This window comes from Brucella tritici (assembly GCF_902825325.1).
Lineage (GTDB): Bacteria > Pseudomonadota > Alphaproteobacteria > Rhizobiales > Rhizobiaceae > Brucella.
In genome coordinates this window covers 1-24,844 of the sequence record NZ_CADEAR010000014.1, presented here as the reverse complement: position 1 = coordinate 24,844, position 24,844 = coordinate 1, and the positions used below count along the sequence as shown (strand labels likewise).

Below are 24,844 nucleotides of genomic sequence, written 5' to 3'. Positions count from 1 at the left end.
CATGAAGGGATTAGCGGGTCGTGATCTGGTCAAACCGGACGGACCAATCGCTGATATTTTTCAGGACGACACTGCCATCCATCACGATGCCTTCGCCGTCAGCAGGCAGAGAATCTGCAAGCTCTTTCGGTAGTTCCACGTTGCGGTTAACCGGAGCCATGTTTACCCGAGCCAGCATCTCTTTCTGGGCAGCCGCCGAGATAATGTAATTGATAAACTTAGCTGCCTCTTCCTGATGCGATCCGCTGGTCATCATCATGACGTCGAAATACATCGGTGCCGGGCGGGGGGAAATCATCTTCATTTTGATGCCTTCGCCTGCAACCGCATTCATATGTGAACTTTGGCCGATGAGGATCGTCCCCTCGCCTTGCACTATGGACTGTCGTGCCTGGGAGTCCGACGTATAATAGAGCGAGACATTCTCGTTGAGCTGCTCAAGCGCCTTGAATCCCGGATCGTAATTTTCCGAGGTGCCGCCATTGATAGTATTCGCAACCGTGAGAAGCGAGCCGGAGTAGATCGACATGGCAGGGGCGATGATCTGACCTTTGTATTCAGGCTTCCAGAGATCTTCCCACGAAGTCGGCGGCACCGGCACGGCATCCACATTGTAAACGATACCCATCGGGTAGTAGTAGATACCGACCCAATCATCGGCAATCGCCCCCTTGATCAGCTCGTCGCGGTTACTCAGCTTGTCACGCGGAATCTTGACGAACAGCTTCTGATCCTGAGCCGCCTCGCTCGCAATGGTATTGGTTGCGAACCAGACATCCACGATGGGATTGTCACGATCAACCTGGAGCTTGACGAGGCCCTCGCCCGAGGATGACTGCGTCACGGCATTGACCTTGATACCCGTTTCAGCCTCGAACTGCTGTGAAATGGCTTTCAGGCCATTTTCCCACGTCGAGCCCCAGATCTGAATGGTAATCTCGTTCGATTGTGCAAATGCAGAGTTGGCTGCAACGAGCACTCCGCACGATAAAAGCAGAGACTTAATGTTCACGGTTACTCCTCCTGAGTTTTTGGGAAAGACTTTCTTCAAGGTAGACGTGTGGCCGCCGCACAAACGTCACCCGTTGAGATGAAGTGCACTCATCGACCAGAGAGCTTCGTTAAAAGCTCGCCGCCCCGCCGATCGTGGAATGATTGTTTTTTAACGAGAGCCGATACGCTTGAACCCCGACGAGTTCGAACGGTCTTTGATCGAAACCCATGTGAACAAAGCCAAATAGCACTTGCGACTTGACGTTCAATCTCACTGAAAAAGTCAACAGCCGACCCTCCAAACTGTGTGCGAGGATACTTGCATACAATAATGCAAAGCGCAACTATATCGTTGCCCTGACAGGGAACAGAATGGGAGATGAGATTGAAGCTCATTCGAATTAACGGATCAGCACGGCCGAGTAGAGGTCATCGGAGACTGATGCAACCACTCACTACGAAGCCTGAACAATAGTCTTCACACAGTAAGTGTTTTACAACTTAAGCAAGAATATTCTCGCGCAATGAACGTAAATTTCGGTTTTTCTTAAAAAAAGAGTAAATTATTGAGAATGACTATATATAGAGACTAGATTTACTAGTTACTGATCAGAAATCAGAACGACGACATTTATGCCGTTAATCAACGACGCCATACAACGTAAAGGGAACTGGCGACCAAGACCGCAACACCTAGAAAGGTCACAGAGTCAGGCACTTGCGCAAAAAATAGCCAGCTGAAGAAGGTTGATGTGATAATTTCAATATATGCAAAAGGCGCGACGAGTGAGGCTTCGCCATAATGATAGGCTTTGATGATCAGATATTGGCCCGCAAGACCAACCAGCGTCATACCAATTGCTATCGTCCATTGAAACAAATCCAACTCCTGCCAGAACACGAACACCAAGGGCGTCGCTACAATGAGAGCCGAAAAATGCGTCTGAAAGGTCAGAGCAATCGGCGGTACGCGGCGCACCCCGCTTGAGCCCTTCTTGATGGCGATAACATATCCAGCCATCGCCGCACCCGAGACGAGAGCCAGCAGGCTACCCATTTCCAGTGCATGATGCGTTGGCCGAATAATGATCAAAGTGGCTGCAAAACCGATCAGCAGTGCAATCCACCGGGTAAAGCGCATCCTTTCCTTCAGAAGCAGACGCGAAAACAAGGTCACAAATAGCGGCTGAACAAAGCTAATCGCCACCGCATCCGCGATTGAGAGAAATTTCAGGGAACTAAAGAAGCAGACACCAGCAAGAATGCTGAAGAAGCCCAATGCGAAAGCATTCCGCCATCCCTGCGGCGGCGGAAACACCGGCTGACGGTCAATGATCATAAAAGGCATCAGAAATAATGTTCCAAGCAGCATGCGTAGGAAAACGACCTGCATGGCCGGTATCTGGTCGCTCACCAGATATTTTGCCTGAACATCAATCAACGGAACAAGCGTCATCGCCAGCACCATCATTACAATGCCGGTTCCATTTGTATCGTTATGACGTGCCATCATCACATCTGACGACATGATATTATATGCCCCTCGTGCATATTTTGGACGAGCCGGTTTTATCTGGCTCTCGGGAATACCCCGCCTCGTCTCGCGCTTTCATTTTGCCCGGTAAAGAAGATTGCCGCTCATCACTCGAACCAGCGTGCTGCCCTGTCCTGGAAGCGATACCACGTCCCCACCACCGGCAAGAACCAGGGGTTTCCGTTATAGAAATAGAGACGCGGGAAATGGCTTCCGATTGTGCCGCGATCCGAATTTGGAGCTCCCAACATATATTCGGCCATCCGGTGACCCAAATAGGTCTGGTTGGAAATGCCACCACCATTACAGCAAGACAAATAGTAGATACCGTCTTCCATCCGTCCGCCGTGTGAGCAGAAGTCATAAGCAAAGCAGACATTACCGAGCCAGCCATGGCTCAATTTCACGCCGCGCGTTTCTGGGAAAGTATGTTCCATGAAAGCACGCAATCCCGCGGCACCTTGTTCTTCGGTGGAATTACGGAACCGCGCTCTGCCCCCGAATAAGATACGCTTGCCGTCTGGAGAGCGACGGAAATAATAGAGAATATGCTTGGTATCACCCACCGCCCGGTTGTTGGGGATCAGGCGTTCCAATAGGTCGAAGGACATTTCCTCGGTAGCGATCATATAGCTCTGGACTGGAATGGTTCGCTGGCGAAGCCACTTCACTTCCGGCCCGACATAGCCGTTCAAACCCAACAGGATCTTCTCCGCCTGGATTTCCACAGGGGACTTGTTCTGGACATTATCCAGAAACGCAACATGTCCCTCGGCACTTTTGCGGGCACCCTTATAGCGCCAGCCGGTAAAAATACGCACGCCCAGCGCCCGGGCGCGATTAGCCAAAGCGCGCACATATTTGGCCGGATGGATCGTTCCCTGATCGTGGCGAACCATCGCGCCGCGGTAAATATCCGTCTTGAGCACACTATGAATCTGCGTCTCATCAAGGATTTCGTATTTTTCTCGATCTTGCGAGGAGAGACCATCACGAAACGCGCGCAGCTTTGCCAGATCCTTGCGTGAATGGGCAGCAGCAACGCTCCCCACAAAGTTCAGGTCAATGGGCTCCGGGAGAGACCGCGCACGCTGGATCATGAACTTCATGGACGAGCCATAATCATCCATGATTTCCCGAGCGCGTTTCTCCCCAAAACGCGCAGTTGCCTGAGCAAGCGTGAACTTCGGCGCATTGCCGATCTGTCCGCCGTTGCGTGAACTGGCGCCCTCCCCGATGCGCATGGCATCGACAACCATAATATTGGTCTGCCCGGCTTCGGCCAGCGTAATGGCCGCCGAAAGGCCCGTATAACCGGAGCCAATGATCAGAACACTGCATGATGTCTTGTCGAACACCCGTTCGCCATGTTGCGGTTCGGCCGCTTCCCACCAGAAAGGCGTGGTTTTCATAATATCCCCTCCGTCATAACCGGACATTCACTGAGGCAGCTAAGAGCGCTCAAACGCGGCTGTCCAAAGCTGATCCGTCATTGGTTTGTTGTGAAATAGATTTTCTTTACTGCGCTGGTGGTCTTCCAGCTGCCGGTAAATCCCGGTTCAAGCACCACCAGATCACCCGGGCCGAAATGCCTTGGCTGATCCACGCCATCCTCAAAAAGCGTGATCTCTCCTTCGAGAATATAGAAGGTTTCAAGTGTGCTTGCGTCGCGCACGACGCGATGATGCCCTATTGTCGCCGACCAGACCCCGCTTGCTATTCGTCCGTCGAGCAGCGGCCAGGATTGAAACTCTGGTGCTCCCTCAAGCACAAGGGCGGGATTGGGATAGCTGGCCTCACCGAACCCGAGATTGCCAGTTGTTGCTGATTTGAGTTTATTCACGAGTTCATTCCCTGTTTAATTGAGCAAGATGCAGTCTTTGGCATCGAAAGCGATCTGTACGGGCGCGTTCGTCAAAAGCGCTCCGTCACGTGCGCTGCCGTAAGTTGTAATTGCCCGGCCGTTCGGCAGTGACACTGTGTAAAGCACCCGGTCACCGGAATAGGTTGATGTGGCCACAACGCCGGAAAGCACAATGTCACCGACGGTGTTTACAGTGCCGGATGATGCGTCAAGCCGGATATCTTCGGGGCGCACGACCAGTTCCGCCTTACCAATTCGATCCGTCGCCGAGTTTAATTCTGTACCGCCAAGTTTGAATTCAGCCGTGGCGAACTGCGGTCCGGAGGCCGTATGACTGAGTGCGCCTTCAAATATGTTCGACTTGCCGATGAAGTCGGCAACGAAGCGCGATCCTGGCCTACGATAGAGTTGATGTCCGGTATCGTATTGTTCGATACGGCCATGGTTCATGACAGCAATGCCATCGGACATATGCATGGCTTCCTCCTGATCATGCGTGACATTGATGAAGGTGGTTCCAAGCCGATGGTGGATGTCTCGTAATTGATCCTGCAAGTCGATGCGCAGCTTCTTATCGAGCGCCGACATGGGCTCATCGAGCAACAGAAGATCCGGTTCGAACACCAATGCTCGCGCAAGCGCCACACGCTGCTGCTGGCCGCCCGACAGTTCGTGGGGTTTGCGCCGGGCGAACTTCGTGAGTTGAACCAGCTCAAGCATGGCATTGACCTGACTGGAAATCTGATCACGGCTCTTGCGGCGAACTTTTAGCGGATAGGCAATGTTGTCAAAGACGCTCATATGCGGGAACAGCGCATAGCCCTGGAAGACGAGGCCCAAATTGCGCTTTTCCGGTTTGAGCGCGGTGATATCTCGTCCTTCGAGCCGAATATCGCCGCTCGACACATCTTCGAACCCGGCCAGAATTTTCAGCAAAGTGGTTTTCCCAGAGCCGGACGGCCCGAGCAAGGTCACAAAACTGCCTTTCGCGATGCTCAATGAGATATCGTGCAGGGCCTGCATAGTTCCGTAAAACTTGTTGATATTGCGGATGTCGATAAAAGCCATGGTAGTGCTCCGTTTTATCGGAATTTCAGTGTTTGGCCGGTTTGCCGAGTTGCTGTAACCAGTGCATCGCAGCGAGCAATGCAAAGCTGATGAGCGATAGCAGCAGCGCCACCACAACCAGCGTTGGCTGCAAGCGATCCCGCAGGCCCGAAAACAGCATAACCGGCAAGGTTGTTGATTCCGGCGAGGCCAGAAAAAGCGCCGCAACCACTTCATCAAAGGACGTCGTGAAGGCAAAAAGAGCACCAGCCATAAAGCCGGGTGCGGCAAGCGGCAAGGTAACGGTCATGAAGCGATGACGATGCGATGCCCCCAGCGAAGCCGCAGCCCGGTCAAGATCTGGATCGAGCCCGCGCAATGATGTCATCACCGAAAGAAATACCAACGGTGCGGCAAGAATGGAGTGGGCAAGCACCAACCCCATATAGCTGCCGGATAGTCCCATGCGACCGAAGGAATAGGCGAAGGCCACACCAATGACGATACTGGGAACAACCATCGGCGACACAAACAGCGCCGTTAGAACGGTTTGCAGCCAGCGGTTAAGGAGCATGACGCCGGTGGCCGCCAAACCGCCCACCAAAAGCGCAACCACCGTCGTACCGATTGCCACTTTCAAACTATTGACGAATGAGCGTACCCATTGCTCCTGCGCAAAAACTTCATGGAACCATTTCAGCGAGAAGCCTTCCATCGGATAGGTCAGGAAAGAGCTCTCATTGAAAGCCAATGGCATGATCAGCACCAGTGGAACGATCAGAAAAGCCAGTGCAAACAAAGTCGAAGTCCAGAAGATGATACGGGACATCACGCGATCCCTCCCCTGCGATTTGCAAGCCAGCGAAGCGCGCCAAAAAGCGAGACCAGCATCACGACGATAGAGAGAAGCAGCACCGAAAGCGCCGAGGCCATACCCCAGTTGAGAGCGCGTTTGACAAAGTCTGCTATGTAGAAGGATAGCATCTGGTCTTTTGGGCCGCCCGTAAGTGCCGGTGTGATATAGAAACCAAGTGCAAGGATGAACACCGTTCCCGCCGCAACGCCAACACCGCGCAAGCTCTGCGGAAAATAAACGCGCAAGAAAGATTCCACCGGACCTGCACCGAGACTGCGGGAAGCATCAACCTGCGATTTGGGGATTGTCCGCATCACATTCATCATCGGAATGATGGCAAATGGCAGCAGCACATGCGTCATGGCAACGATGACGCCGAAACGGTTGAAGATCAGCTGCAGCGGTTCCTTTATCAAACCGGTCCAGAGCAGAAATGTATTCAGAACACCCGAAGTTTGGAGCAAAATCACCCATGCGGTTGTGCGCACGAGGATAGAAGTCCAGAAACTCATCAGCACGGCGACCAGAATAAATGCCGCCATTTTGCGCGGGGCGTGCAAGGCCGCATAAGCCAGAGGATAGCTGATCAACAAGGTGACAAGAGTGACCTGAATCGCGATGGTCAGCGTTCGCCACATGATCTGAAGATATATGTCGTCGCCGCCAGTCTCGAGTCTGCCTTCCTCGTTCACTTTGAGACCGGTGGCTCGTTCGAAATGACGAAAGCTTATCCTCTCGGAATTCTGCGCTATGACCCTCCAGTATTTTTCTTCGTTCCAGCGTGGATCAAAACCTGTAAGTCCAGCGAGTTCGGGCTCTATCGTATCCGCCGCGCGGGCCGTCTTGAGGAACAGCGTTCGAAAGCCGCTTAGTTCCTGATTGAGTTCGCGAGCAACGGCCGCCTGCCGACTACCATCCATCGCCCGCATATCGGCCACAAGAGCCGCAGCCTGGGCATTTCGATCTTGACTGTCCGCGCTGCTGAAATTCACCAGACTGCTCGACAGTTCCCGATTGTCGAGACTGATCGAAATGACCGAACCTATCGGCACCAGATAGAGAAATATGTAAATGACAAGCGGCACAGCCAGGCAGACAAGTGCTGCCAGTCCGCTGCCGCCCGGCTTGCGGGACGCTGCAATCATTCTGCTTACCTTTTGGGGGCTTCTGCTCCGGCAGATTAACCGCCGGAGGCACTCAACAAGGAGTTTTTGGCAGCCGAAACTTTACTGGGTTGCCCAACGGTTCCAGCGCTCGGTCAAGTCATCCAAATGTTCCACCCAGAAAGAGTCGGAATAAAAGGCTGCATCCTTGATATTATCGGCTGCTGGCAGTTCCTTAAGCATTTCCGGCGTCAGGGATTCCGCCGCCTTGGTGTTGGATGGGCCATAGGGCATAAGAGAAGAAAACTTGGCCTGGTTCTGCGGATCATTGACGATCTTGAACAGATCGTTGATCCTATCCTTGTAAGGCGAGCCCTTGACCATCGCCCAGCCATCCATGTTCACGAGGTGGTTTTTCCAGACAAATTCGATAGGTTTGCCTTCCCGCTTGGCCATGACTGCGCGACCATTATAGCCAGTGGACATGGCGACATTGTTGGAGGCGAGCCATTCGATAGGCTGGGCGCCGGATTCCCAAAATTGCAGCAGATCCTTGATCTTGTCGAATTGCGCAAAGGCGCGATCCACGCCTTCGGGCGTTGCCAGCACTTCATAGACCTTATCCGGGGCCACACCATCGGCCATGAGTGCATATTCGAGATTCATGCTCGGACTATTACGAATGCCGCGCTTGCCGGGAAATTTTTCGCGATCGAAAAAGTCCTTCCAGTCCTGTGGGGGCTGCGGAAAGGTTTTGGAATTATAGGCATAGCCATTGCCTATCACCACATTGCCGACACCGCATTCGGTCGCAGCGCCCGGCAATAGATTGTCCTCGCCAATTGCCTTCCAGTCGAGCTGTTCCAGCAGACCCTCATCGCAGGCAAGCTGAAGTTCCGAACCGCCCATGATCAGAAAATCCCACGTGACATTGCCGGTATCGACCATGGCCTTGATTTCAGCCAGACCGCCCAGATAAGTCGTCTCGACGATGTTGACACCCAATTTTTCGGCGATGGGTTTGAAATAGGCTTCACGCTGGGCGTCCTGATAATTGCCGCCCCATCCCGCAACGGTGAAATCTCTGGCCATTGCAACGGCGGAAACGGACGTCATAACAGCACAGATGGCTGCAATTTTCATAGCTCTCATGATGATTCCTCCCAAAATCCCGAGACATTGTTCCCCACGCTTGATCGATACTGATAGGCCTGTTCTTTCTTGCGATCTGTACGTGTTTTGCTAAAATTATGATCATATTAAATTTTTTGTCAAATATTTTTAACGCTATTAAATTAATGAGCATAGTTTATAATCGCTCAAGTTGAGTCTCTGCGAGGGTGGGAAATGTCGACGGAACTGAATGTCCTTGATCCGCAAAGTGATGCTGTTCAGGTTGGCGAGACATTGCGCCTCCGTCGACAGATGCGAGGCATGTCGCTGAAACAGGTGGCGGAACCAGCCGGGATATCCGTCGGCATGTTGAGCCAGGTAGAGCGAGGATTGGCAGCTCCCTCAATCAAGACCCTGAGAGCCATTTGTTCGGCAATGGATATGCCGGTCAACTGGCTGTTTCATCGTGACAGCGACTCTGAAAATCAGGCCAACGGATATATCGTGCAGCGTAATAGCAGGCGCTTCCTTACCTATAATGACGGTGCGCTGATCAAGGAATTGCTGACACCTGACACTCAACCGCAAATTCAGATGCTTCGCTTTCTGATGGAACCTGGCGCAGATTCAGGTGAGCCCTATTCCAACACGGACGGGGGCAAATGCGGACTGGTTCTACAGGGAACGCTCGGACTTGAACTCGACTCACGCCAGTTTGTCATCAATACCGGCGACAGTTTCGCGTTTCCCGCACGGGCCATGGTTCGGTTCTGGACGATAGGTGACAGTACCTGCGAGGTGATATGGGTGGTTTCGCCTGCAACGGTTTGACATAACAGGTTGTGTCTCAAAGTTTGCAATGAGCTACAAGCGCTTTTCCTCGGCGGTACTTATACTGCAATTTCAACAAGGCTCACTGACGCCGAATGGGACGTCTTGAAGCCCGTCATTGGTTTGTAAACACCTGATGAAGCGGTGATCCTGTTCGAGGCTACTGTTGAGATACTTGACCTCGCGGATTTCATGACCCTGCCAATTCTGGTGAATTTCAGGATCGCGTTGGCAGCCGCTGGCCGACCAAGTTGGCTCAATTCTTGTCGATGACAGCCCTCTTTGCAACGTGGTTGGCTGCGATGGCCTTTCTGAAAACAAATCTGCGTGGCAATCTGGTGCGAATATCGAATAATCCAACGGTCCAAAGTTGCGTAGCCGACTATTATACCGTGTTCGGCCAGAATTTCCTGAAGTTCGCGATAGGAAACGGAGTGGCGCACGCAGAAGAAGACCACATGCACGATGACACCATTGTGAAAATGCGCCCTTTTGAAATCGACGGGCATCTGCCTCACGTCTTCGACCATGCATAGCAAAAGCGCCACAGCGTTGAAGAGATTAATATTTGCGACAAACCTGAGTGTGTCGGCCATCGCGAGGAAATCTGCAGCCGGTCGACAGACAATCATGCGTGTTCGCGACGAAAGCTTATGATCCGTTTGATCTCAACCCGATGACCGTCGTTCCCGCCAGTCTGAGAGCATGGTGGTTAGTATAGAAACTGCTTATGCCACCAACGAGGAAAATGACGGTAACGCAGATGAAGTATATTGGCCTTGATGTTCACAAAGAGACAGTTGCGGTTGCCGAGGCAACACGAGACGGCGAAGTCTTTTTTATAGCACGGTCTTAACACGCCCGAAGCTATCCGGCGTCATTTCGAGTGGCTGTCCGCCTCACGCACCGTCGAGCTATACTTTTGCTGTAAAGCTGGCGGGTGTGGGTATGGAATCTACCGGCAATCAACCAACTGGGAGCATCTTGCGATATCATTGCGCGGCGACCGGATCAAGAATGACAGACGCGATGCTGTTACACTTACGGGGCTTCTGCGTTCGGGAGAACTTACTGCGATCTCGGCCCCCGACGAGGATCATGAAGCCATGCGCGATCTAGTCAGGGCTCGTCGGCAAGCAAAAGACGATCTGGCTGCCGTTCGGCAAATGCTGCTGGGTTTCCTGCTGCGGCACGGACGCAGGCAGACAGGCAAGTCGAACTGGACACGCTTGCACTGGCGATCACTAGGAGAGCAGGCCTCGGCTCGCCCCACCAGCAATTCGTCTTTGGCGAATGCATACGGCGGGTCGAAGAAACGCGAGCCCGATGTCACCGCTTGGACCAGATGCTCGTGGAGGCAATGGAAGGTTGGTCGCTAGCGCCGCTTGTGTGGGCGCTTCAGGCATTGCGCGGTGTTAGCTTGGTAATTGCTGCATCGTTGGCGACCGAGATTGGTGATCTCAGCCGCTTTCGGACACCGAAGCACCTGATGAGTTAGCTGGGTCTGGTTCCTTCAGAGGCGTCCAAGTAAGTGGTACACGACACGGCGCGGAACGATTACAAAGACCGGGAATGGTGAAACCAGAGCCATGTTGGTGGAGCTGCCCGATCCTATCGTCTTCCGGCTCGGGGGCGCGAACTAGGTTGTGTCAACGATATCGGCATCTTACGGCGGCAGGTAAGATACCGGCCAAGGTGATTACGGCAATCCTGCGTGAATGGGTGGCTTTGTTTGGGATGTGAACTGGCATGTGTCGTCCGCCCCTCTCGAACAGAAAAGGTAAGCTGACATTATCTACGATCCGGAAATGATTTGAATCATAGCAACCTGACCGGTATGCCGCGAAATCCAGGCATATGGGAAATGCGGCAACCAATCCGCGGATAAGAGTGTGATCAATCGTCGTCCGATCGGATCGCTGCACACCAGTCAGGTTGGAATTGAACGACGGCGATCTAAACTCGGCGATGCAGTTTTATGCCTTCTACCATCCATGACGGTTGTGAGAGCATGTCTCCGGGAGCATATCTTCAAGTCATGCAACAGCGCGCTGCACGTCTCCTCTGGAACCTTTCCTCTCTTCCGGGTAGAAGGGGAAAGATTCGAGGGGCTTGAAAAATGGCAGAAAAGATCGATAGGCTTGACGAGGAGAAGGAGCAGAAGGCTCCCCGCAGCCAGACGCTGCTTCGCGGGCTCGATATCCTTGATGCTGTGGCCGACAGGTCCCGCACGATCCAGGAAATCGCCGCCGTCACCGGGCTGACCTACAGCACCGTACACCGCATCGTCTCGGTCCTTCTTGAACGGCGCTTTCTCAAGGCCGACAATGCGCGCGAGTTCGGGCTAGGACCGCACCTCATCGAGCTTGGCTTTTCCGCCTATTCGCGGGTCGATCTGGTGCAGGTCGCACGACCATTTCTTGAGGAGCTGTCACAGTTCACCGGTGATACCGTGCATTTGGCACAACGTGAGGGCTGGGAAGTTGCCTATCTCGACAAGCTGCGCGGCACCCGTCCCGTCGAGATCAGTTCGCGTATCGGCGGCCGCAAGCCGGTGATTTCGACCGGCGTTGGCAAGGCGCTGATGCTGGATGAACCGACGGCCGTTCTGTCAGAGCTTTACAAACGCGACCACCAGCTTCTGCCAGGCAACATGACCGAGGCCGACTGGCTGATCCAGATGGCCAATTACCGTTCCGGCGGCTACGCCTATGATCTGGGCGAAGACCAGCCGTCCATACGTTGCGTCGCAGCGCCCTTGCGCGATGCGACGGGCCGTGTGGTGGCTGCGATTTCCGTTTCATCGACGCTTGAATTTATGCCGCCATCGCGCATGCGGGACCTGGTGCCAGAAGTCCAGCGCGTCGCGCGCGTCATTTCCTCCGAGCTCGGTGCACGGACAAGCTGAGGCCCGCCACGGCAGCGAAACCATCAACCGGCTTTGGATCAGAGCACCTTGCCGGGGTTGAGAATGCCCTTCGGATCAAGGCTTGCCTTCAGCTGTTGCAGCATGGCGAGCTCGTTTTCCGAGCGGCTGTAGGCGAGCCACGGCTTCTTGTGCAGGCCAATGCCGTGTTCAGCCGAAACGGAGCCGCCATAGGCGCGGATGATCTCGTAGACGGTCTTCTCGATGCCGTGGCCGGTAGGGTCGATCTCGGAAATCGGGCCGGCAACGAGGTGGATGTTGCTGTCGCCAGCATGACCGAAGAATATCACCTGCAGGGTGGGGAAAGCCACCGCCAGCGCAGCGCGGATTTCCTCGACGCAATCACCGATCCGGGCCAGCGGCACGGAAACGTCAAAGCTGATGGCCGGTGCGCGGCGCGACAGGATTTCAGCGATCCCATCTCGTAGCGACCAGAAGGCTTCCACCTCGCGCTGAGATTGCGAGACGGCTGCGTCCATCAGCAGCCCGGCCTCGAATGCCGATTCCAGCATAGCCTCGAAAACAGGTCTTTCGGCATCCGGATCGGCACCCTGCATTTCCACCAGCACATAGACGGGATGATCCGGATCGACGGGTGGGCGCAAGCCTGTTTCGGCCAGAACCGCCCGGTAATAATCGTTCCACATCAGTTCGAATGCGGTAACCCGACCGGAAAGCGTGCGTTGCGCATGGCGCAGAAGACCCGCTGCTGCGGCGAAATCGGGCACGGCCACCAGCGCCGCATTGGCCCCGCCAACTCCCGGATGCAGTTTCAGTACTGCCTTGGTGATGATGCCGAGTGTGCCTTCCGAACCGATGAAGAGATGTTTCAGGTCGAGTGCGGCATTATTCTTCGGCATGCGGTTCATCATGGGCAGGATGGTCCCATCCGCCAGCACGACCTCAAGCCCGAGCACGAGGTCGCGCGTCATGCCATAACGGATCACACGGTTGCCACCGGCGTTGGTTGCGATGTTGCCACCGATCTGGCAGGAGCCGCGCGCACCGAGATCGAGCGGGAAAGAAAGGCCCGCTTCAAGCGCAGCTTCCTGGATACGCTGGAGAATACAGCCCGCGCCGACCACCATCAGGCCGGAGGCAGCGTCGATTTCCTCTATTTTGTCGAGACCGGCCAGCGAAAGCAGCACAGCGCCCTCGCTTGGCACCGCGCCGCCGGCAAGACCCGAGCGACCGCCTTGCGGCACAACCGGCGTCGAGAACTCGTGGCAAAGCTTCATGACGGCGGCAACAGCCGCGGTATCGCGTGGTGTCGCCAGCGCCAACGGCTCGCCGCCACGCTCGTCGCTCCAATCGCGAAGGGCCGCTTCCGGAACGTCGGTTCCGACCTTCAGATTGCTCGCGCCGACAGCCTCCTGAAGGGCCGCAAGGAGTGCTGTTTTCGGGTTCTCGGATTGCATTACGTCCTCCCAGTCTGCTTTTACAATCGACCTAGTGGCGGAATTTCTCACATATTGCAAATGCATTTTACTATTTGACAAAGAATCGCCGTCTGTTTACTTCGTGATGCGGGGGAGGAGCGGAGGCATCGGCCTCCCGTCCAGCTTCACTTATGAAGTGCCCGGCTGAAAAACTGGAAATCTCTCGGGTTTTCCGCACTATTTTGGGAGGACAGAAATGTCACTTATGAATGCCGCGCAGGTTCTGCGCGCAGGTTTCGTTGCCGCTTTAGCCGTGGCCGCATCTTATGGCACGGTTGCCCAGGCTGCGCCTGAAATCGTCTTCCGCGCCGCTCATGCCTCGGCGCCGACCTCGACCGGCCACAAGGCCTTCGAATTCCTCGACAAGGAACTGCGCGAAAAGTCCGACGGACGCATGGGCCTCGAGATTTTCCCGAATTCGCAGCTCGGCGGTGAACGCGAGCTGACCGAGAACATCCAGTTCGGCAATGTTGACCTGACCTTCGTTTCGTCGGCTCCTGTCGCCTCCTTTGCCCCGCAATTCTTCGCCTTCGACATTCCGTTCCTGTTCAAGGATCGCGAGCAGGCCTACAAGGTGCTCGATGGTGAAGTCGGCCAGGAAATCCTGAAGTCGCTCAACGACAAGGGTATGGTCGGTCTCGCTTATTGGGAAAACGGCTTCCGCCAGTTGACCAACAACAAGAAGGAAATCCGTTCCCCGGATGACCTCGCGGGCCTGAAAATGCGCACCATGGAAAACGAAGTGCATATCGCGGCATGGCGGGCAGAAGGCGCGAACCCGGCACCCCTCGCCTTCAACGAGCTGTTCACCGCGCTCCAGCAGGGAACCTTCGACGCACAGGAAGGCCCGATCAACCTCTTTTATGATATGAAGTTCAACGAGGTGCAGAAGTACATCTCGAAGACCAATCACATCTATTCGCCCTGGCCACTGCTCGGCAATCCGGAAAAGCTCGCCAGCCTGAGCCCGGAAGACCGCGCGATTTTCGACCAGGCCGTCAAGGATGCGACCGCCTACCAGCGCGACCTCGCCAAGGAAGCCGACGACAAGGCCGAAGCAGCCATGACCAGCGTGCAGTTCACGACGTTGACCCCGGAAGAGCTGAAGGCCTTTTCCGACAAGGCAGCGCCGATCGTTGAACTCGTCAAGGAGAAGGCTGGCGCCGATCTGGTGGACCGCCTGCTGGCCGCCGCTGCCCAGTAAATCCTGAACTCAAAATGCCCGGCGAGCGCCAATCGCCGGGCAATTCCATTCGAACAAACGAACTGACCGTCAATGCGTCAGGCAGCGCCCGGGACCGGTTCCCGCGCGGCGCGGGAGAGACTCATGCTCAAAATCATCGATGAGCATTTCGAGGAGGCAATCGTCGTAGCCCTCATGGCTCTGATGTCGATCCTTATCGGGGTGCAGATCTTCATGCGCTACGTGATGGGCGCTTCCCTTTCCTGGTCGGAAGAGCTGTCACGCTACTTCTTTATCTGGGCAACCTATATCGGCATTGCCTATGCGGTGCGCAAGGACGCCCATATCCGCGTAACCATGGGTACGGAGTTGCTGTCGCGCACCGGCCAGACCTATGTGCGGGTTCTGACCCATGTGGTCTTCGGTGCCTTCGCGCTGTTCGTTATGTACCAGGGCTGGTTCATGGTCGAGAAGACCTTCCGCTTCGGCCAGAAATCCGCCTCGCTTGGCATCCCCATGGGCATTATCTACCTGGCACCCTTCACCGGCTTCCTGCTGGTCGTGCTTCGCCTGCTGCAGGCCATCGTGCTCGACCTGCGCCGCGCGCGGGAAGGAGCAGCCCAATGATCACGCTCATTCTCTTCGGTCTTCTCGCCGTCCTGCTGGTGTTTTCCGTTCCGATCGCTATCTCGCTGGGTATCGCTTCGACGCTTGCGCTCATCGTATCGGGCAAGGTCTCCGGTTCTTATGTCCCTCAGGGCCTCGTGACTTCGATCGACAGCTTCCCGTTGATGGCCGTTCCGTTCTTCATTCTCGCCGGCGATCTCATGGGCCAGGGCGGCCTGTCGCAGCGACTTATCAATGTCGGGCGCATGTTCTTCGGTCGCTATACGGGTGGTATGGCGATTATCGCAGTTGTCACCTGCATCTTCTTTGCCGCGATTTCCGGCTCTGGTCCCGCGACCGTCGCCGCCGTCGGCACCATTCTTCTACCTGCCATGACGAAAGACGGCTACAAGCCGAGTTTTTCTTCGGGACTCATCTCCTGTTCCGGTTCGCTCGGCGTCATCATTCCGCCGTCGATCCCGATGGTCATCTATGCCACCTCGGCCAATGTCTCGGTTTCCAAGATGTTCATGGGCGGCGTGGTGCCGGGCCTGCTGATCGGCTTTGCGCTCATCAGCTATGCCTGGTGGCAATCGAAACGCGATGGCCAGAAGCCGGGCGACTATCGCCCCTCCAGCCGCGAGATGCTGGCCGTCCTTAACGATGCCAAGTGGGCGCTCATGGTGCCGGTCATTATCCTCGGCGGCATCTATGGCGGCATTTTCACCCCCACGGAAGCTGCAGCAGTCGGCGTGATCTACGGTTTCGTGGTCGGCACCTTCGTCTACAAGGAGCTGAGCCTCAAGGATCTCTACAAGATCTTCGCTGGCTCCGGCCTGACCTCGGCCACCATCATGCTGATCGTCGGCACAGCCACCATCTTCGGCCGGGCGCTCGCCATTGAGGGCGTGCCGGTAATGCTGGCAAACGCCATCACATCGGCGGTGGATCAGGCATGGCTTCTGCTGCTCGCCATCAATGTGATCCTGCTGATCGTCGGCACCTTCATGGAGACTATTGCCGCCATCATCATCCTGACACCGATCCTGCTGCCGCTGGTGACAGCCCTCGGGGTGAGCGCGGAACATTTCGGCATCGTCATGATCGTCAATCTGGCAATCGGCATGGTGACGCCACCTGTCGGCGTGAACCTGTTCGTCGCCTCGCGCATCTCCGGCCTCTCGCTCGAGACGGTGGTGAAAGGCGCAATCGCCCCGATGCTCGTGATGATCGTCGTGCTCATGATCATCACCTATGTGCCCGCAATTTCGCTGGCGCTGCCGGCACTCTTCGGAATGTAATGTAAAGGATACTTATGATGAGCAAGAAACTCAGGGCGATCATCATCGGGCCAGGCAATATCGGCACCGACCTGCTGATGAAGATGCAGCGCTCGCAATGGGTGGAGCCGGTCTGGATGGTCGGCATCGATCCGGCTTCTGAAGGCCTGAAGCGGGCGGCCGAAATGGGTATCAAGACCTGCGCAACCGGCGTCGACGGCGTTCTGGAGCATGTTCTGGCCGACGAAATCCGCGTCGCCTTCGATGCCACCTCTGCCTATGCTCATGCGGAGAACTCCCGCAAGCTCAATGAGCTCGGCGTCATTATGGTGGACCTGACACCCGCCGCCATCGGCCCATTCTGCATTCCACCGGTCAACCTGGCCGATCATGCCAAGCGGCTCGAGATGAACGTCAACATGGTCACCTGCGGCGGCCAAGCCACCATTCCGATGGTGGCTGCCGTTTCCCGCGTGCAGCCGGTGGAATATGGCGAGATCATCGCCGCCGTTTCCTCGCGTTCGGTTGGACCGGGCACCCGCAAGAATATCGACGAGTTTACCCGCACCACAGCGCACGCCATTGAGAAGGTTGGCGGCGCAAAGCGCGGCAAGGCGATCATCATCGTCAATCCGGCAGAACCGCCCCTTCTCATGCGTGACACCGTGCATGTGTTGACGGAAGGCGAACCGGATCAGGCCGCGATCACCGAAAGTGTGAATGCCATGGCCGCCGAAGTGCAGAAATACGTGCCCGGCTACAAGGTCGTGAACGGTCCCGTCTTTGATGGCAAACGCGTTTCGATCTATCTCGAGGTCGAAGGTCTCGGTGATTTCCTGCCGAAATATGCCGGCAACCTCGACATCATGACGGCGGCGGCCCTGCGCACCGCCGAACTTTTCGCGGAAGAGGCCGATAAGGGCGTCTTCACCCTGCCGGCACGCGGCTGAGGAGATTGAAATGAGCATCGAAGGACGCAAGATCACCCTTCACGAGATGAGCCTGCGCGACGGCATGCATGCCAAGCGCCACCAAATCTCCACCGAACAGATGGTCGAGATCGCCAAGGCTGCCGATGAATCCGGCATGCCGTGGATTGAGGTGACCCATGGCGACGGGCTGGGCGGCGCTTCCGTAAACTACGGCTTCTCGGCGGCAACCGACGAGGAATATCTTTCCGCCGTCATCCCGCATATGAAGAAGGCCAAGGTTTCGGCGCTTCTCCTGCCCGGCATTGGCACCGTGGACACGCTGAAGCGCGCCATGGATTGCGGAATCTCCGGCGTGCGCGTCGCTACCCACTGCACTGAGGCCGACTGCGCCGAACAGCACATCACCTATGCCGCCAAGACGGGCCTCGACACCGTCGGCTTCCTGATGATGGCGCACCGCGCCAGCCCGGAAAAGCTGGTCGAGCAGGCGCTTCTGATGGAAAGCTATGGTGCCAACTGCGTCTATTGCACCGACTCAGCCGGTCACATGCTGCCCGATGACGTGACCGCGCGCATCACCGCCATCCGCGCGGCGCTGAAGCCGGAAACGGAACTCGGCTTCCACGGCCATCATAACCTCGGCATGGGTATCGCCAATTCGGTGGCAGCCGTTGCCGCAGGCGCAAACCGCATCGACGGCGCGATCGCAGGCCTTGGTGCGGGTGCCGGCAATGCGGCGACCGAACTGCTGGTCGCCGTGTTCGAGCGCATGGGTGCCATCACCGGCGTCGATCTCTTCACGATCATGGACGCTGCTGAGGATCTGGTCGTGCCGATGATGGATCGTCCGATCCGCGTGGACCGCGGCTCGCTGGTTCTCGGCTATGCCGGCGTCTACTCGTCGTTCCTGCTGTTCGCCGAGCGCGCGGAGAAGCGTTACGGCGTTCCTGCCCGCGACTTGCTTCTGGAACTCGGCCGCCGCGGCATGGTCGGTGGTCAAGAAGACATGATCGAGGACCTGGCGCTGACGATGTCCCGCGCCGCGAAGGCCCGACCTGTAGGTCTGGCAGCTGGATAAACCTGGATATCGCACTTCGCAGCGCTGTTGCCGTTGCGAAGTGCCGATGAAGGAATTAAGTGTCTCATCTGCCGCATTCGTCGGCAATGCACGAAGGCCCGAGCGTATCAAGGGGCTTTCGACTTCAGGGAAATGGAGCAGGATATTGAACCCGACCACGATCCAGTTGATCGCTGCAGTGTTGTTTGTGGTCGCAATCCTGCACACGTTCTCAGTCAAACTGTTCGAACGGCTCGCCCATAACGATCCGCGTCATGGCGGCGTCTGGCATCTTCTGGCCGAGGTCGAGGTCGTCTTCGGCTTCTGGGCAATGGTAATGATGCTGTTCATGTTCGCCATCGAAGGGTCCGAAACCGCAGCGCGTTATCTGGACGGGCAAAACTTCGCAGAGCCCATGTTCGTCTTCGCCATCATGGTGATTGCCGCGACGCGACCGGTGCTGCAGTTCAGCCAGGCGGTGGTCAAGGCCATCGCCTCGATCATTCCATTACGTCCGCAGATCGCCTCCTTTTTCACCGTGCTGTTCGTCGTGCCGCTTCTCGGCTCCTTCATAACGGAGCCAGCCGCGATGACTGTTGGCGCGATGATCCTTTCCACTGGCACGTTTTCGCGCAACATCTCGGCCCGACTGAAATATGCAGCCCTTGCCGTCCTCTTCGTCAACGTGTCCATCGGCGGCACGCTTACGCCCTTCGCCGCACCGCCGATCCTGATGGTCGCCGGCAAATGGAACTGGGACATGCCGTTCATGCTGGAAACCTTCGGCTGGCGCTCGATTCTTGCGACAGCGTTGAATGCGGGAATACTTGCGTTCCTCTTCCGAAAGGAGCTTGCGGCCCTGCCATCCGGCTCAGAAACGGTGGGCAACCGGGTTCCCATACCGCTGATCGCGGTACATCTGGCTTTCCTCGCTCTGGTGGTGACCTTCTCCCATCATCCGGCGGTGTTCCTCGCGCTTTTCCTGTTTTTCCTCGGTGTCACTCAGGCCTACCGTGCCCATCAGGATCGATTGATGCTGCGTGAGGGATTGCTGGTCGCCTTCTTCCTCGGAGGTCTCGTGGTGCTCGGTGGACAGCAGCAATGGTGGCTGCAGCCGCTGTTGATGAGCATGAATTCCGACGCTATCTATTTTGGCGCGACGGTGCTGACAGCTGTTACCGACAATGCGGCGCTTACCTATCTGGGCTCATTGGTCGAAGGTCTGACGGACGAGTTCAAATATGCTCTTGTTGCAGGAGCCGTCACCGGCGGTGGCCTAACCGTGATCGCCAATGCACCCAATCCGGCAGGCCTTTCAATCCTCAGGGGTCATTTTGAGGACGAGACAGTCAACCCGCTCGGCCTGCTGGTCGCAGCTATACCGCCAACGCTGGTAGTCGTAGTCATCTTCTGGCTTATCTAGGATTGGATCTGGGGGGATTATCCAGTCCTTGGCGACTTCTGGAGAGCTGAGCATACTGGGCCAAAAGAGATGAGGCAGTTCATCCGTCAAAGATGGGTTAGTTTTTTTGCCCGGCGCACAAGGTACCACACGGCAAGAATGATGACGGGGAAGCCTGCCAATGTCAGGAATGTCTTCATGCCGGAGATCGCCTCAACATGGCCAAGGCTTTCCAGAAGCGTCTTGTAGAGACCGATGGCGTAATAGCTGATGGCGACGATTGAGAACCCCTCGACTGCTTCTTGCAGCTTGGTCTGCACCTGCACACGCTTTTCCATCGATTCCAGCAATTGCAGGTTTTGCTGTTCCAGTTCAACCTGAACCGATGTCCGCAACAAATCGCTGGCGCGCGAGACGCGGGTTGCCGAGTTTTCGATGCGTTTGCTGGCTTGCGCGCAAAACCTGATAGCGGGGCGGAAACGACGCTCGATGAATACGCCAAGCCTCTGATAACCGTCGACGTGCTGTTCACGCAATTCGGCAAGCCGCGCAAACACGAGTTCTGAATAGGCCGCAGTTGCACTGAAGCGCTCACCCGTATTGACTGATACGTCGAGAATTTCGCTGGCAAGCTGTGCCAAATCCTTGAGAAGACGCTCCTGCTGGTGGGCTTCTTTGCCAAGCGCATCAACAATTGTCTGCAACCGGGTCTCGAACACGGAACAGCGCGTGAAAGTGTCCTGCGCCAGTGGCAGGCTGATCAGCGCCATAAGTCGGTAATCTTCGATTTCAAGCAATCGCCGAACCATACGTCCGGTCCGGAATGCATTGAGATTATGGTTGAGCAGGACGAAGCGCGTCGCGCTGGCCTCATTGAAGCGGAACGTTGACCAGATTTCAGCATCGCAATTGCCTATAGCAGAAACCGCAACATCCGTATCCGTATGCGCACCGAGCATAAGCTTCGCATCATGCGTACCCGCGAGACCAACGACAATTTCAATGGAATTGATGCGCTGTCCCGGCATTTCATTGACGAGCTTGATCCAGATTTCTTCTCTGAGCGGGATGGCATTGTAGTCGCCGCTCCATTGAATGACATAGGTAAGCGATACAAACTCGGCGTGAATTTCCCACTTGATGCGACCGCTCGTCGTTTGCGCAATGCCACTTTTGCCGTCGCTCGTATTCGTCAAACCAAGCTTTAAAAGAGTGTCGGGAGCATGTGTGGCCTCATTACCGACGAAAAAAGCTTCGTGCCAGACCACCGCCGGAGCATCGAAATAAATCGATGGACGCGAGTGAAGCTCGTCGTTGAGAACGCCACGCCACGGATAATCTTTGGTCATCGGGGAGCGGTCCCATCCGGTTTTCAAGACTGATTGAAAAGATTGAAAGTTTTCAGCGGCAGTAGCCTATTACGGCCAGCCGATCGATCAAAGGCATTTTTTGTGCTCACTGTTCCGGGTAGCTCAGCCCATCATCGCGTTGATGAGATACGGGCCGTCATGCGCGATTGCTTCTTCAAAGGCATCGCGCAATTCTTCAAGCGTGGTGACGGTTTTCGCCATAACGCCAAAGGATTGTGCAAGGCCGGCCCAGTCGATGGCAGGCTTGTCCAGCGATAACATGGAATGCGCCGTTTCGCCCGGATTAGCGCCAACCTTGGCATATTCGCCCAGCAGGATTTCATATTTGCGATTGTTCAGAAGTACGGTTGTACAGGGCAGATTTTCACGCGCCTGCGTCCACAGAGATTGCATCGTATAGGCGGCAGAGCCGTCTGCCTGAAGTGATACAATTCGCCGTTCGCTCTCGCCGTTTTCGGCTGCACCAATCGCAGCACCAGTTGCCATCGGCAACCCGCCGCCAATGGCTCCCCCCACCATCGTCATCCATTGGCAAGGGGCCATGCTGGCGAGGCGAGACGGAAAGCCCCCACCCTGCGTCAGAGATTCATCGGAGATGATCGCATTTTCCGGCATTACGGAACAAACAATTTCCGCCAGGCCATCAGGCGTGATGCGGCCTTCGACCTCTGTAAATGGGCGCGTAACCACCGGCGGGCTGCACGGTTCGATTTCCAGTCTGCCGGCCAGAGCCTGCAACGCAGCAATGGCATCCTGCTCGGGACGCGAAAGGTGAAATACTTCGGCATCGGGCCGGGTGACACGGCTGGGACGTCCCGGATAGAGGAAGAAAGCAGTCGGCGGCGGGCAATTGACCAGAATGACGTGGTCATAGGGAGCGAGCGCTTCCAGCGCGACATCGACAACATAAGGCACGCGCGGGATTGCCATCCGCCCGCGCCCGACGGGGACCAGCCCGGCAAGCTGGCTTATCCGCAAATCGATGCCTGCCTGCTGCAAACCTGCCAGCAACGGCTGCGCCTCAACCACAAGTGCCGCACTTCCAAGAACCATCACGACGCGTCCGCCACTGCGGCACGCCGCGGCAGCGCGATCAATCTGCAAGGGCGACGGGCTCTGCGGCCCGATATCAGGCAAGATACCCCCCACCTTGCCGCCCTCAGTCCATGAGACGTCGGCGGGCAGGATCAACGAAGCGACATGACCGTTATCAGCGCGCGCAGCCTGAATCGCACGTGCCGCATCCACACCTATGTTTGCCGGTGAGGTGGAATAGGCAACCCAGTCGGAGCAGGTTTCAGCCAGCGAAACCACGTCGGCCGTCAGCGGACTGTCGAAAGCGACATGCGGGACAGCATGATCTCCGACGATATTGACGATGCCTACACCCGCGCGACGTGCATTGTGCAGATTGGCAATACCGTTGGCGAGCCCAGGGCCGCAATGCAGCAATGTCGATGCCGGTTTTCCGGTGACGCGGAAATATCCATCGGCCATGCCTGTCACAACATTTTCCTGCAAGCCCAGCACGCAACGAATGCCTGGAATACGGTCAAGTGCCGATACAAAATGCATCTCGCTCGTTCCCGGATTGGCAAAGCAGGTGGTCACATCCCCGGCGATCAAGGTGTGCACAAGCGCTTCGGCACCGATCAGATAAGGATCGTCGTTGGGAGGTGTGTTCGACATGGCTCTACTCACTATTGTGTCGGCTAAGACGCGACTGGATCAGTAAGGATTGGTCGCTGCGACTTGCGGCAATGCCGAAAACGCATCGAACCATGCTGCAACTTTTGGAAAGTCGCCCCGCCAGCTCAATTCTGGAATACGATTGTCGATAAAAGCAAGGGGCACGAAGATCGAAATAACGCCTATATCGCGACGTCCGCTGAGATGATCGGGCCGCGTTTCGAGCCATGTCAGAGTATCGATGATTTTCGATGCCCATGCATTCCGCCATTGCTGCCATTGCAGTTCACTGGGGCGCAGGCCTATCTCGTAGCGTAATTGTAGTGCAGCGTCGCACATGGAGTCACCCAGCGCCTGATCGCGCAGGTTACGCCAGCGTTCGTCACCGCGACCGATCAGCTTGCCTTTGGCAAAATCGTTCAAATACTCGCAGATTACCGGACTGTCGAAGAGCGCTTCCCCCTCGTCGGTCACCAGCATGGGAATCTGGCCGGACGGGTTGAGCTTGCGGAACTCCGGGTCACGTAGCATCAGATTGCCCTTGCCGGCAACCAGTTCGATCTTCTTCGAAATGCGCAGAAAGCCTGCCAGAATGGTGACTTTGCGTACAAAAGGCGACAAGCCTGAATAGTGTAGTTTCACATTGATTTCCTCAAGCCCGCAGAGGTTCCGGTAGACGGAATTTGTCATGCCCGCGTAGAAATTCACGCGTGCGCTCCTGTTTGGGTGCCATCAAAACTTCTGCTGGTGTGCCCTGTTCATGGATCAGCCCCTGATGCAGGAACACAACGCGATCGGCGACGTGATAGGCAAAGCCCAGCTCGTGCGTAACGATGACCATGGTTACGCGATCTCGGCTCAGCGAACGCATCACTTCCAGCACCTCGCCCACCAGCTCGGGATCGAGAGCTGAGGTGGCTTCGTCGAACAGCATGACCTGTGGCTCCATCGCCAGAGACCGGGCAATGGCAACGCGCTGTTGCTGGCCGCCAGACAGGCGCGACGGATAAACGTCTGCTTTATCGGCGATGCCTACTCGCGCCAGTTCCTCAAGCGCACGTTCACGCGCCTTTTCCTTGCTGACGCCTTTGACCTTCATAGGGGCGATAGCGATATTTTCGGCCACCGTCAGATGGGGAAACAGGTTGAACTGCTGAAACACCATGCCCACTTTCGTGCGGATAGCAGTCAGATCCTTCTCCCGATACTGAATGGTGCCGGACGCAGTCGCTCCAACCTGCGTGCCGTTGAGCCAGATGCGGCCTGCACTGGGAACTTCCAGGAGATTGAGACAACGCAGCAAAGTACTCTTGCCCGAACCGCTGGAGCCAAGCAGAACGACGGTCTCACCTTCATTAACGGTGAGGTCGATGGATTTGAGAACCTGCAGAGGACCAAAGCTTTTGCTAAGTCCTTCGACGCGGAGAACTTCCGTCATGGGACTGCTACCTCGCTGTATGAAGTCTGTCCTCAAGGCTTTTTGCAAGGACACTAAAGGGGACGATGACGATGATGAAAATGAGCGCCACAATCGTGAAGGTTTGTCCGACATCAGCGCCTTTGAGACAAAACTGGTTTAATTAAGAAGAGAGGATTTTTGGCTCATCATAGCTTTATCA

22 protein-coding genes and 1 pseudogene are annotated in these 24,844 nt (G+C 56.0%); 9 read left to right on the top strand and 14 right to left on the bottom strand.

The window, feature by feature from the left end; translation table 11 throughout:
* Window positions 1-10 precede the first annotated feature (10 nt).
* The 8 genes from HWX93_RS18120 to HWX93_RS18085 form a co-directional block, all read right to left on the bottom strand.
* Window positions 11-1,012, bottom strand: a complete 1,002-nt coding sequence (locus HWX93_RS18120) for an ABC transporter substrate-binding protein (protein ID WP_176038176.1) — start codon at window positions 1,010-1,012, stop codon at window positions 11-13.
* 624 nt (window positions 1,013-1,636) lie between these two features.
* Window positions 1,637-2,521 carry a DMT family transporter gene (locus HWX93_RS18115; protein WP_176038175.1) on the bottom strand — a complete coding sequence of 295 codons (885 nt, stop codon included), beginning with the start codon at window positions 2,519-2,521 and terminating at the stop codon, window positions 1,637-1,639.
* A 113-nt stretch (window positions 2,522-2,634) separates the two neighbouring features.
* Window positions 2,635-3,939, bottom strand: coding sequence for an NAD(P)/FAD-dependent oxidoreductase (locus HWX93_RS18110; protein WP_176038174.1), 1,305 nt, complete (start codon window positions 3,937-3,939; stop codon window positions 2,635-2,637).
* Window positions 3,940-4,016: 77 nt separating this feature from the next.
* Complete coding sequence (locus tag HWX93_RS18105) at window positions 4,017-4,370, bottom strand: cupin domain-containing protein (RefSeq protein ID WP_176038173.1); 354 nt, start codon at window positions 4,368-4,370, stop codon at window positions 4,017-4,019.
* A gap of 15 nt (window positions 4,371-4,385) precedes the next feature.
* Window positions 4,386-5,459, bottom strand: a complete 1,074-nt coding sequence (locus HWX93_RS18100) for an ABC transporter ATP-binding protein (protein ID WP_176038172.1) — start codon at window positions 5,457-5,459, stop codon at window positions 4,386-4,388.
* 25 nt (window positions 5,460-5,484) lie between these two features.
* Window positions 5,485-6,267: an ABC transporter permease gene (locus tag HWX93_RS18095; protein ID WP_176038171.1), complete on the bottom strand. Its 783-nt coding sequence runs from the start codon at window positions 6,265-6,267 to the stop codon at window positions 5,485-5,487.
* On the bottom strand, window positions 6,267-7,439 hold the full coding sequence (locus HWX93_RS18090) for an ABC transporter permease (RefSeq protein WP_176038170.1): 1,173 nt from the start codon (window positions 7,437-7,439) through the stop codon (window positions 6,267-6,269). The genes HWX93_RS18095 and HWX93_RS18090 overlap by 1 nt, the downstream gene beginning before the upstream one ends.
* A gap of 81 nt (window positions 7,440-7,520) precedes the next feature.
* A complete protein-coding gene (locus tag HWX93_RS18085; RefSeq protein ID WP_176038169.1) occupies window positions 7,521-8,549 on the bottom strand; it encodes an ABC transporter substrate-binding protein in 1,029 nt (342 codons plus the stop codon).
* A gap of 195 nt (window positions 8,550-8,744) precedes the next feature.
* Between HWX93_RS18085 and HWX93_RS18080 the strand changes: the two genes are divergently transcribed.
* Window positions 8,745-9,341, top strand: a complete 597-nt coding sequence (locus HWX93_RS18080; RefSeq protein WP_109989743.1) for a helix-turn-helix domain-containing protein — start codon at window positions 8,745-8,747, stop codon at window positions 9,339-9,341.
* Between the two features lie 59 nt (window positions 9,342-9,400).
* On the opposite strand, the gene HWX93_RS18075 is transcribed toward HWX93_RS18080, so the two are convergent.
* Entirely contained in the window at window positions 9,401-9,937 is a 537-nt protein-coding gene (locus HWX93_RS18075) for an IS6 family transposase (protein ID WP_176038168.1), read from the bottom strand.
* Window positions 9,938-10,104: 167 nt separating this feature from the next.
* Between HWX93_RS18075 and HWX93_RS23270 the strand changes: the two are divergent.
* Window positions 10,105-11,125 (top strand): annotated as a pseudogene (locus tag HWX93_RS23270) (IS110 family transposase).
* A 335-nt stretch (window positions 11,126-11,460) separates the two neighbouring features.
* Window positions 11,461-12,249, top strand: a complete 789-nt coding sequence (locus tag HWX93_RS18065) for an IclR family transcriptional regulator (RefSeq protein ID WP_176038167.1) — start codon at window positions 11,461-11,463, stop codon at window positions 12,247-12,249.
* A 38-nt stretch (window positions 12,250-12,287) separates the two neighbouring features.
* Here HWX93_RS18065 and HWX93_RS18060 read toward each other — a convergent pair whose 3' ends face one another.
* Window positions 12,288-13,685, bottom strand: coding sequence for an FAD-binding oxidoreductase (locus HWX93_RS18060; RefSeq protein WP_176038166.1), 1,398 nt, complete (start codon window positions 13,683-13,685; stop codon window positions 12,288-12,290).
* A 217-nt stretch (window positions 13,686-13,902) separates the two neighbouring features.
* Between HWX93_RS18060 and HWX93_RS18055 the strand changes: the two genes are divergently transcribed.
* The 6 genes from HWX93_RS18055 (at window position 13,903) to HWX93_RS18030 (ending at window position 20,187) form a co-directional block, all read left to right on the top strand.
* Window positions 13,903-14,910, top strand: a complete 1,008-nt coding sequence (locus HWX93_RS18055; RefSeq protein ID WP_176038165.1) for a TRAP transporter substrate-binding protein — start codon at window positions 13,903-13,905, stop codon at window positions 14,908-14,910.
* Window positions 14,911-15,033: 123 nt separating this feature from the next.
* Window positions 15,034-15,516, top strand: coding sequence for a TRAP transporter small permease (locus HWX93_RS18050; RefSeq protein WP_176038164.1), 483 nt, complete (start codon window positions 15,034-15,036; stop codon window positions 15,514-15,516).
* Complete coding sequence (locus HWX93_RS18045; protein ID WP_176038163.1) at window positions 15,513-16,796, top strand: TRAP transporter large permease; 1,284 nt, start codon at window positions 15,513-15,515, stop codon at window positions 16,794-16,796. Before HWX93_RS18050 ends, HWX93_RS18045 begins: the two co-directional genes overlap by 4 nt.
* A gap of 17 nt (window positions 16,797-16,813) precedes the next feature.
* Window positions 16,814-17,725, top strand: a complete 912-nt coding sequence (locus HWX93_RS18040) for an acetaldehyde dehydrogenase (acetylating) (RefSeq protein WP_176038162.1) — start codon at window positions 16,814-16,816, stop codon at window positions 17,723-17,725.
* A gap of 10 nt (window positions 17,726-17,735) precedes the next feature.
* Window positions 17,736-18,785, top strand: coding sequence for a 4-hydroxy-2-oxovalerate aldolase (dmpG, locus tag HWX93_RS18035; RefSeq protein ID WP_176038161.1), 1,050 nt, complete (start codon window positions 17,736-17,738; stop codon window positions 18,783-18,785).
* A gap of 46 nt (window positions 18,786-18,831) precedes the next feature.
* Window positions 18,832-20,187: a putative Na+/H+ antiporter gene (locus HWX93_RS18030; protein ID WP_176038160.1), complete on the top strand. Its 1,356-nt coding sequence runs from the start codon at window positions 18,832-18,834 to the stop codon at window positions 20,185-20,187.
* Window positions 20,188-20,273: 86 nt separating this feature from the next.
* Here HWX93_RS18030 and HWX93_RS18025 read toward each other — a convergent pair whose 3' ends face one another.
* The 4 genes from HWX93_RS18025 to HWX93_RS18010 form a co-directional block, all read right to left on the bottom strand.
* Window positions 20,274-21,515, bottom strand: a complete 1,242-nt coding sequence (locus HWX93_RS18025; RefSeq protein WP_176038159.1) for a DUF3422 domain-containing protein — start codon at window positions 21,513-21,515, stop codon at window positions 20,274-20,276.
* Between the two features lie 123 nt (window positions 21,516-21,638).
* The gene (locus HWX93_RS18020) at window positions 21,639-23,225 is read right to left on the bottom strand and encodes an acetolactate synthase large subunit (protein WP_176038158.1); all 1,587 of its coding nucleotides are present in this window, start codon (window positions 23,223-23,225) and stop codon (window positions 21,639-21,641) included.
* Between the two features lie 39 nt (window positions 23,226-23,264).
* Window positions 23,265-23,933 (bottom strand): glutathione S-transferase family protein, encoded by a 669-nt coding sequence (locus tag HWX93_RS18015; protein ID WP_210267234.1) that lies wholly within the window; start codon window positions 23,931-23,933, stop codon window positions 23,265-23,267.
* Window positions 23,878-24,663 carry an amino acid ABC transporter ATP-binding protein gene (locus tag HWX93_RS18010; RefSeq protein WP_176038157.1) on the bottom strand — a complete coding sequence of 262 codons (786 nt, stop codon included), beginning with the start codon at window positions 24,661-24,663 and terminating at the stop codon, window positions 23,878-23,880. Before HWX93_RS18010 ends, HWX93_RS18015 begins: the two co-directional genes overlap by 56 nt.
* Window positions 24,664-24,844 lie beyond the last annotated feature (181 nt).

What these genes read in the sequence shown, in the direction of transcription:
- HWX93_RS18115 (WP_176038175.1), bottom strand. Translation starts at nt 2,521, where the DNA reads ATGTCGTCAGATGTGATGATGGCACGTCATAACGATACAAATGGAACC.
- HWX93_RS18110 (WP_176038174.1), bottom strand. Translation starts at nt 3,939, where the DNA reads ATGAAAACCACGCCTTTCTGGTGGGAAGCGGCCGAACCGCAACATGGC.
- HWX93_RS18100 (WP_176038172.1), bottom strand. Translation starts at nt 5,459, where the DNA reads ATGGCTTTTATCGACATCCGCAATATCAACAAGTTTTACGGAACTATG.
- HWX93_RS18095 (WP_176038171.1), bottom strand. Translation starts at nt 6,267, where the DNA reads ATGTCCCGTATCATCTTCTGGACTTCGACTTTGTTTGCACTGGCTTTT.
- HWX93_RS18090 (WP_176038170.1), bottom strand. Translation starts at nt 7,439, where the DNA reads ATGATTGCAGCGTCCCGCAAGCCGGGCGGCAGCGGACTGGCAGCACTT.
- HWX93_RS18085 (WP_176038169.1), bottom strand. Translation starts at nt 8,549, where the DNA reads ATGAGAGCTATGAAAATTGCAGCCATCTGTGCTGTTATGACGTCCGTT.
- HWX93_RS18080 (WP_109989743.1), top strand. Translation starts at nt 8,745, where the DNA reads ATGTCGACGGAACTGAATGTCCTTGATCCGCAAAGTGATGCTGTTCAG.
- HWX93_RS18075 (WP_176038168.1), bottom strand. Translation starts at nt 9,937, where the DNA reads ATGGCCGACACACTCAGGTTTGTCGCAAATATTAATCTCTTCAACGCT.
- HWX93_RS18065 (WP_176038167.1), top strand. Translation starts at nt 11,461, where the DNA reads ATGGCAGAAAAGATCGATAGGCTTGACGAGGAGAAGGAGCAGAAGGCT.
- HWX93_RS18060 (WP_176038166.1), bottom strand. Translation starts at nt 13,685, where the DNA reads ATGCAATCCGAGAACCCGAAAACAGCACTCCTTGCGGCCCTTCAGGAG.
- HWX93_RS18055 (WP_176038165.1), top strand. Translation starts at nt 13,903, where the DNA reads ATGTCACTTATGAATGCCGCGCAGGTTCTGCGCGCAGGTTTCGTTGCC.
- HWX93_RS18050 (WP_176038164.1), top strand. Translation starts at nt 15,034, where the DNA reads ATGCTCAAAATCATCGATGAGCATTTCGAGGAGGCAATCGTCGTAGCC.
- HWX93_RS18045 (WP_176038163.1), top strand. Translation starts at nt 15,513, where the DNA reads ATGATCACGCTCATTCTCTTCGGTCTTCTCGCCGTCCTGCTGGTGTTT.
- HWX93_RS18040 (WP_176038162.1), top strand. Translation starts at nt 16,814, where the DNA reads ATGAGCAAGAAACTCAGGGCGATCATCATCGGGCCAGGCAATATCGGC.
- dmpG (WP_176038161.1), top strand. Translation starts at nt 17,736, where the DNA reads ATGAGCATCGAAGGACGCAAGATCACCCTTCACGAGATGAGCCTGCGC.
- HWX93_RS18030 (WP_176038160.1), top strand. Translation starts at nt 18,832, where the DNA reads ATGAAGGAATTAAGTGTCTCATCTGCCGCATTCGTCGGCAATGCACGA.
- HWX93_RS18025 (WP_176038159.1), bottom strand. Translation starts at nt 21,515, where the DNA reads ATGACCAAAGATTATCCGTGGCGTGGCGTTCTCAACGACGAGCTTCAC.
- HWX93_RS18020 (WP_176038158.1), bottom strand. Translation starts at nt 23,225, where the DNA reads ATGTCGAACACACCTCCCAACGACGATCCTTATCTGATCGGTGCCGAA.
- HWX93_RS18010 (WP_176038157.1), bottom strand. Translation starts at nt 24,663, where the DNA reads ATGACGGAAGTTCTCCGCGTCGAAGGACTTAGCAAAAGCTTTGGTCCT.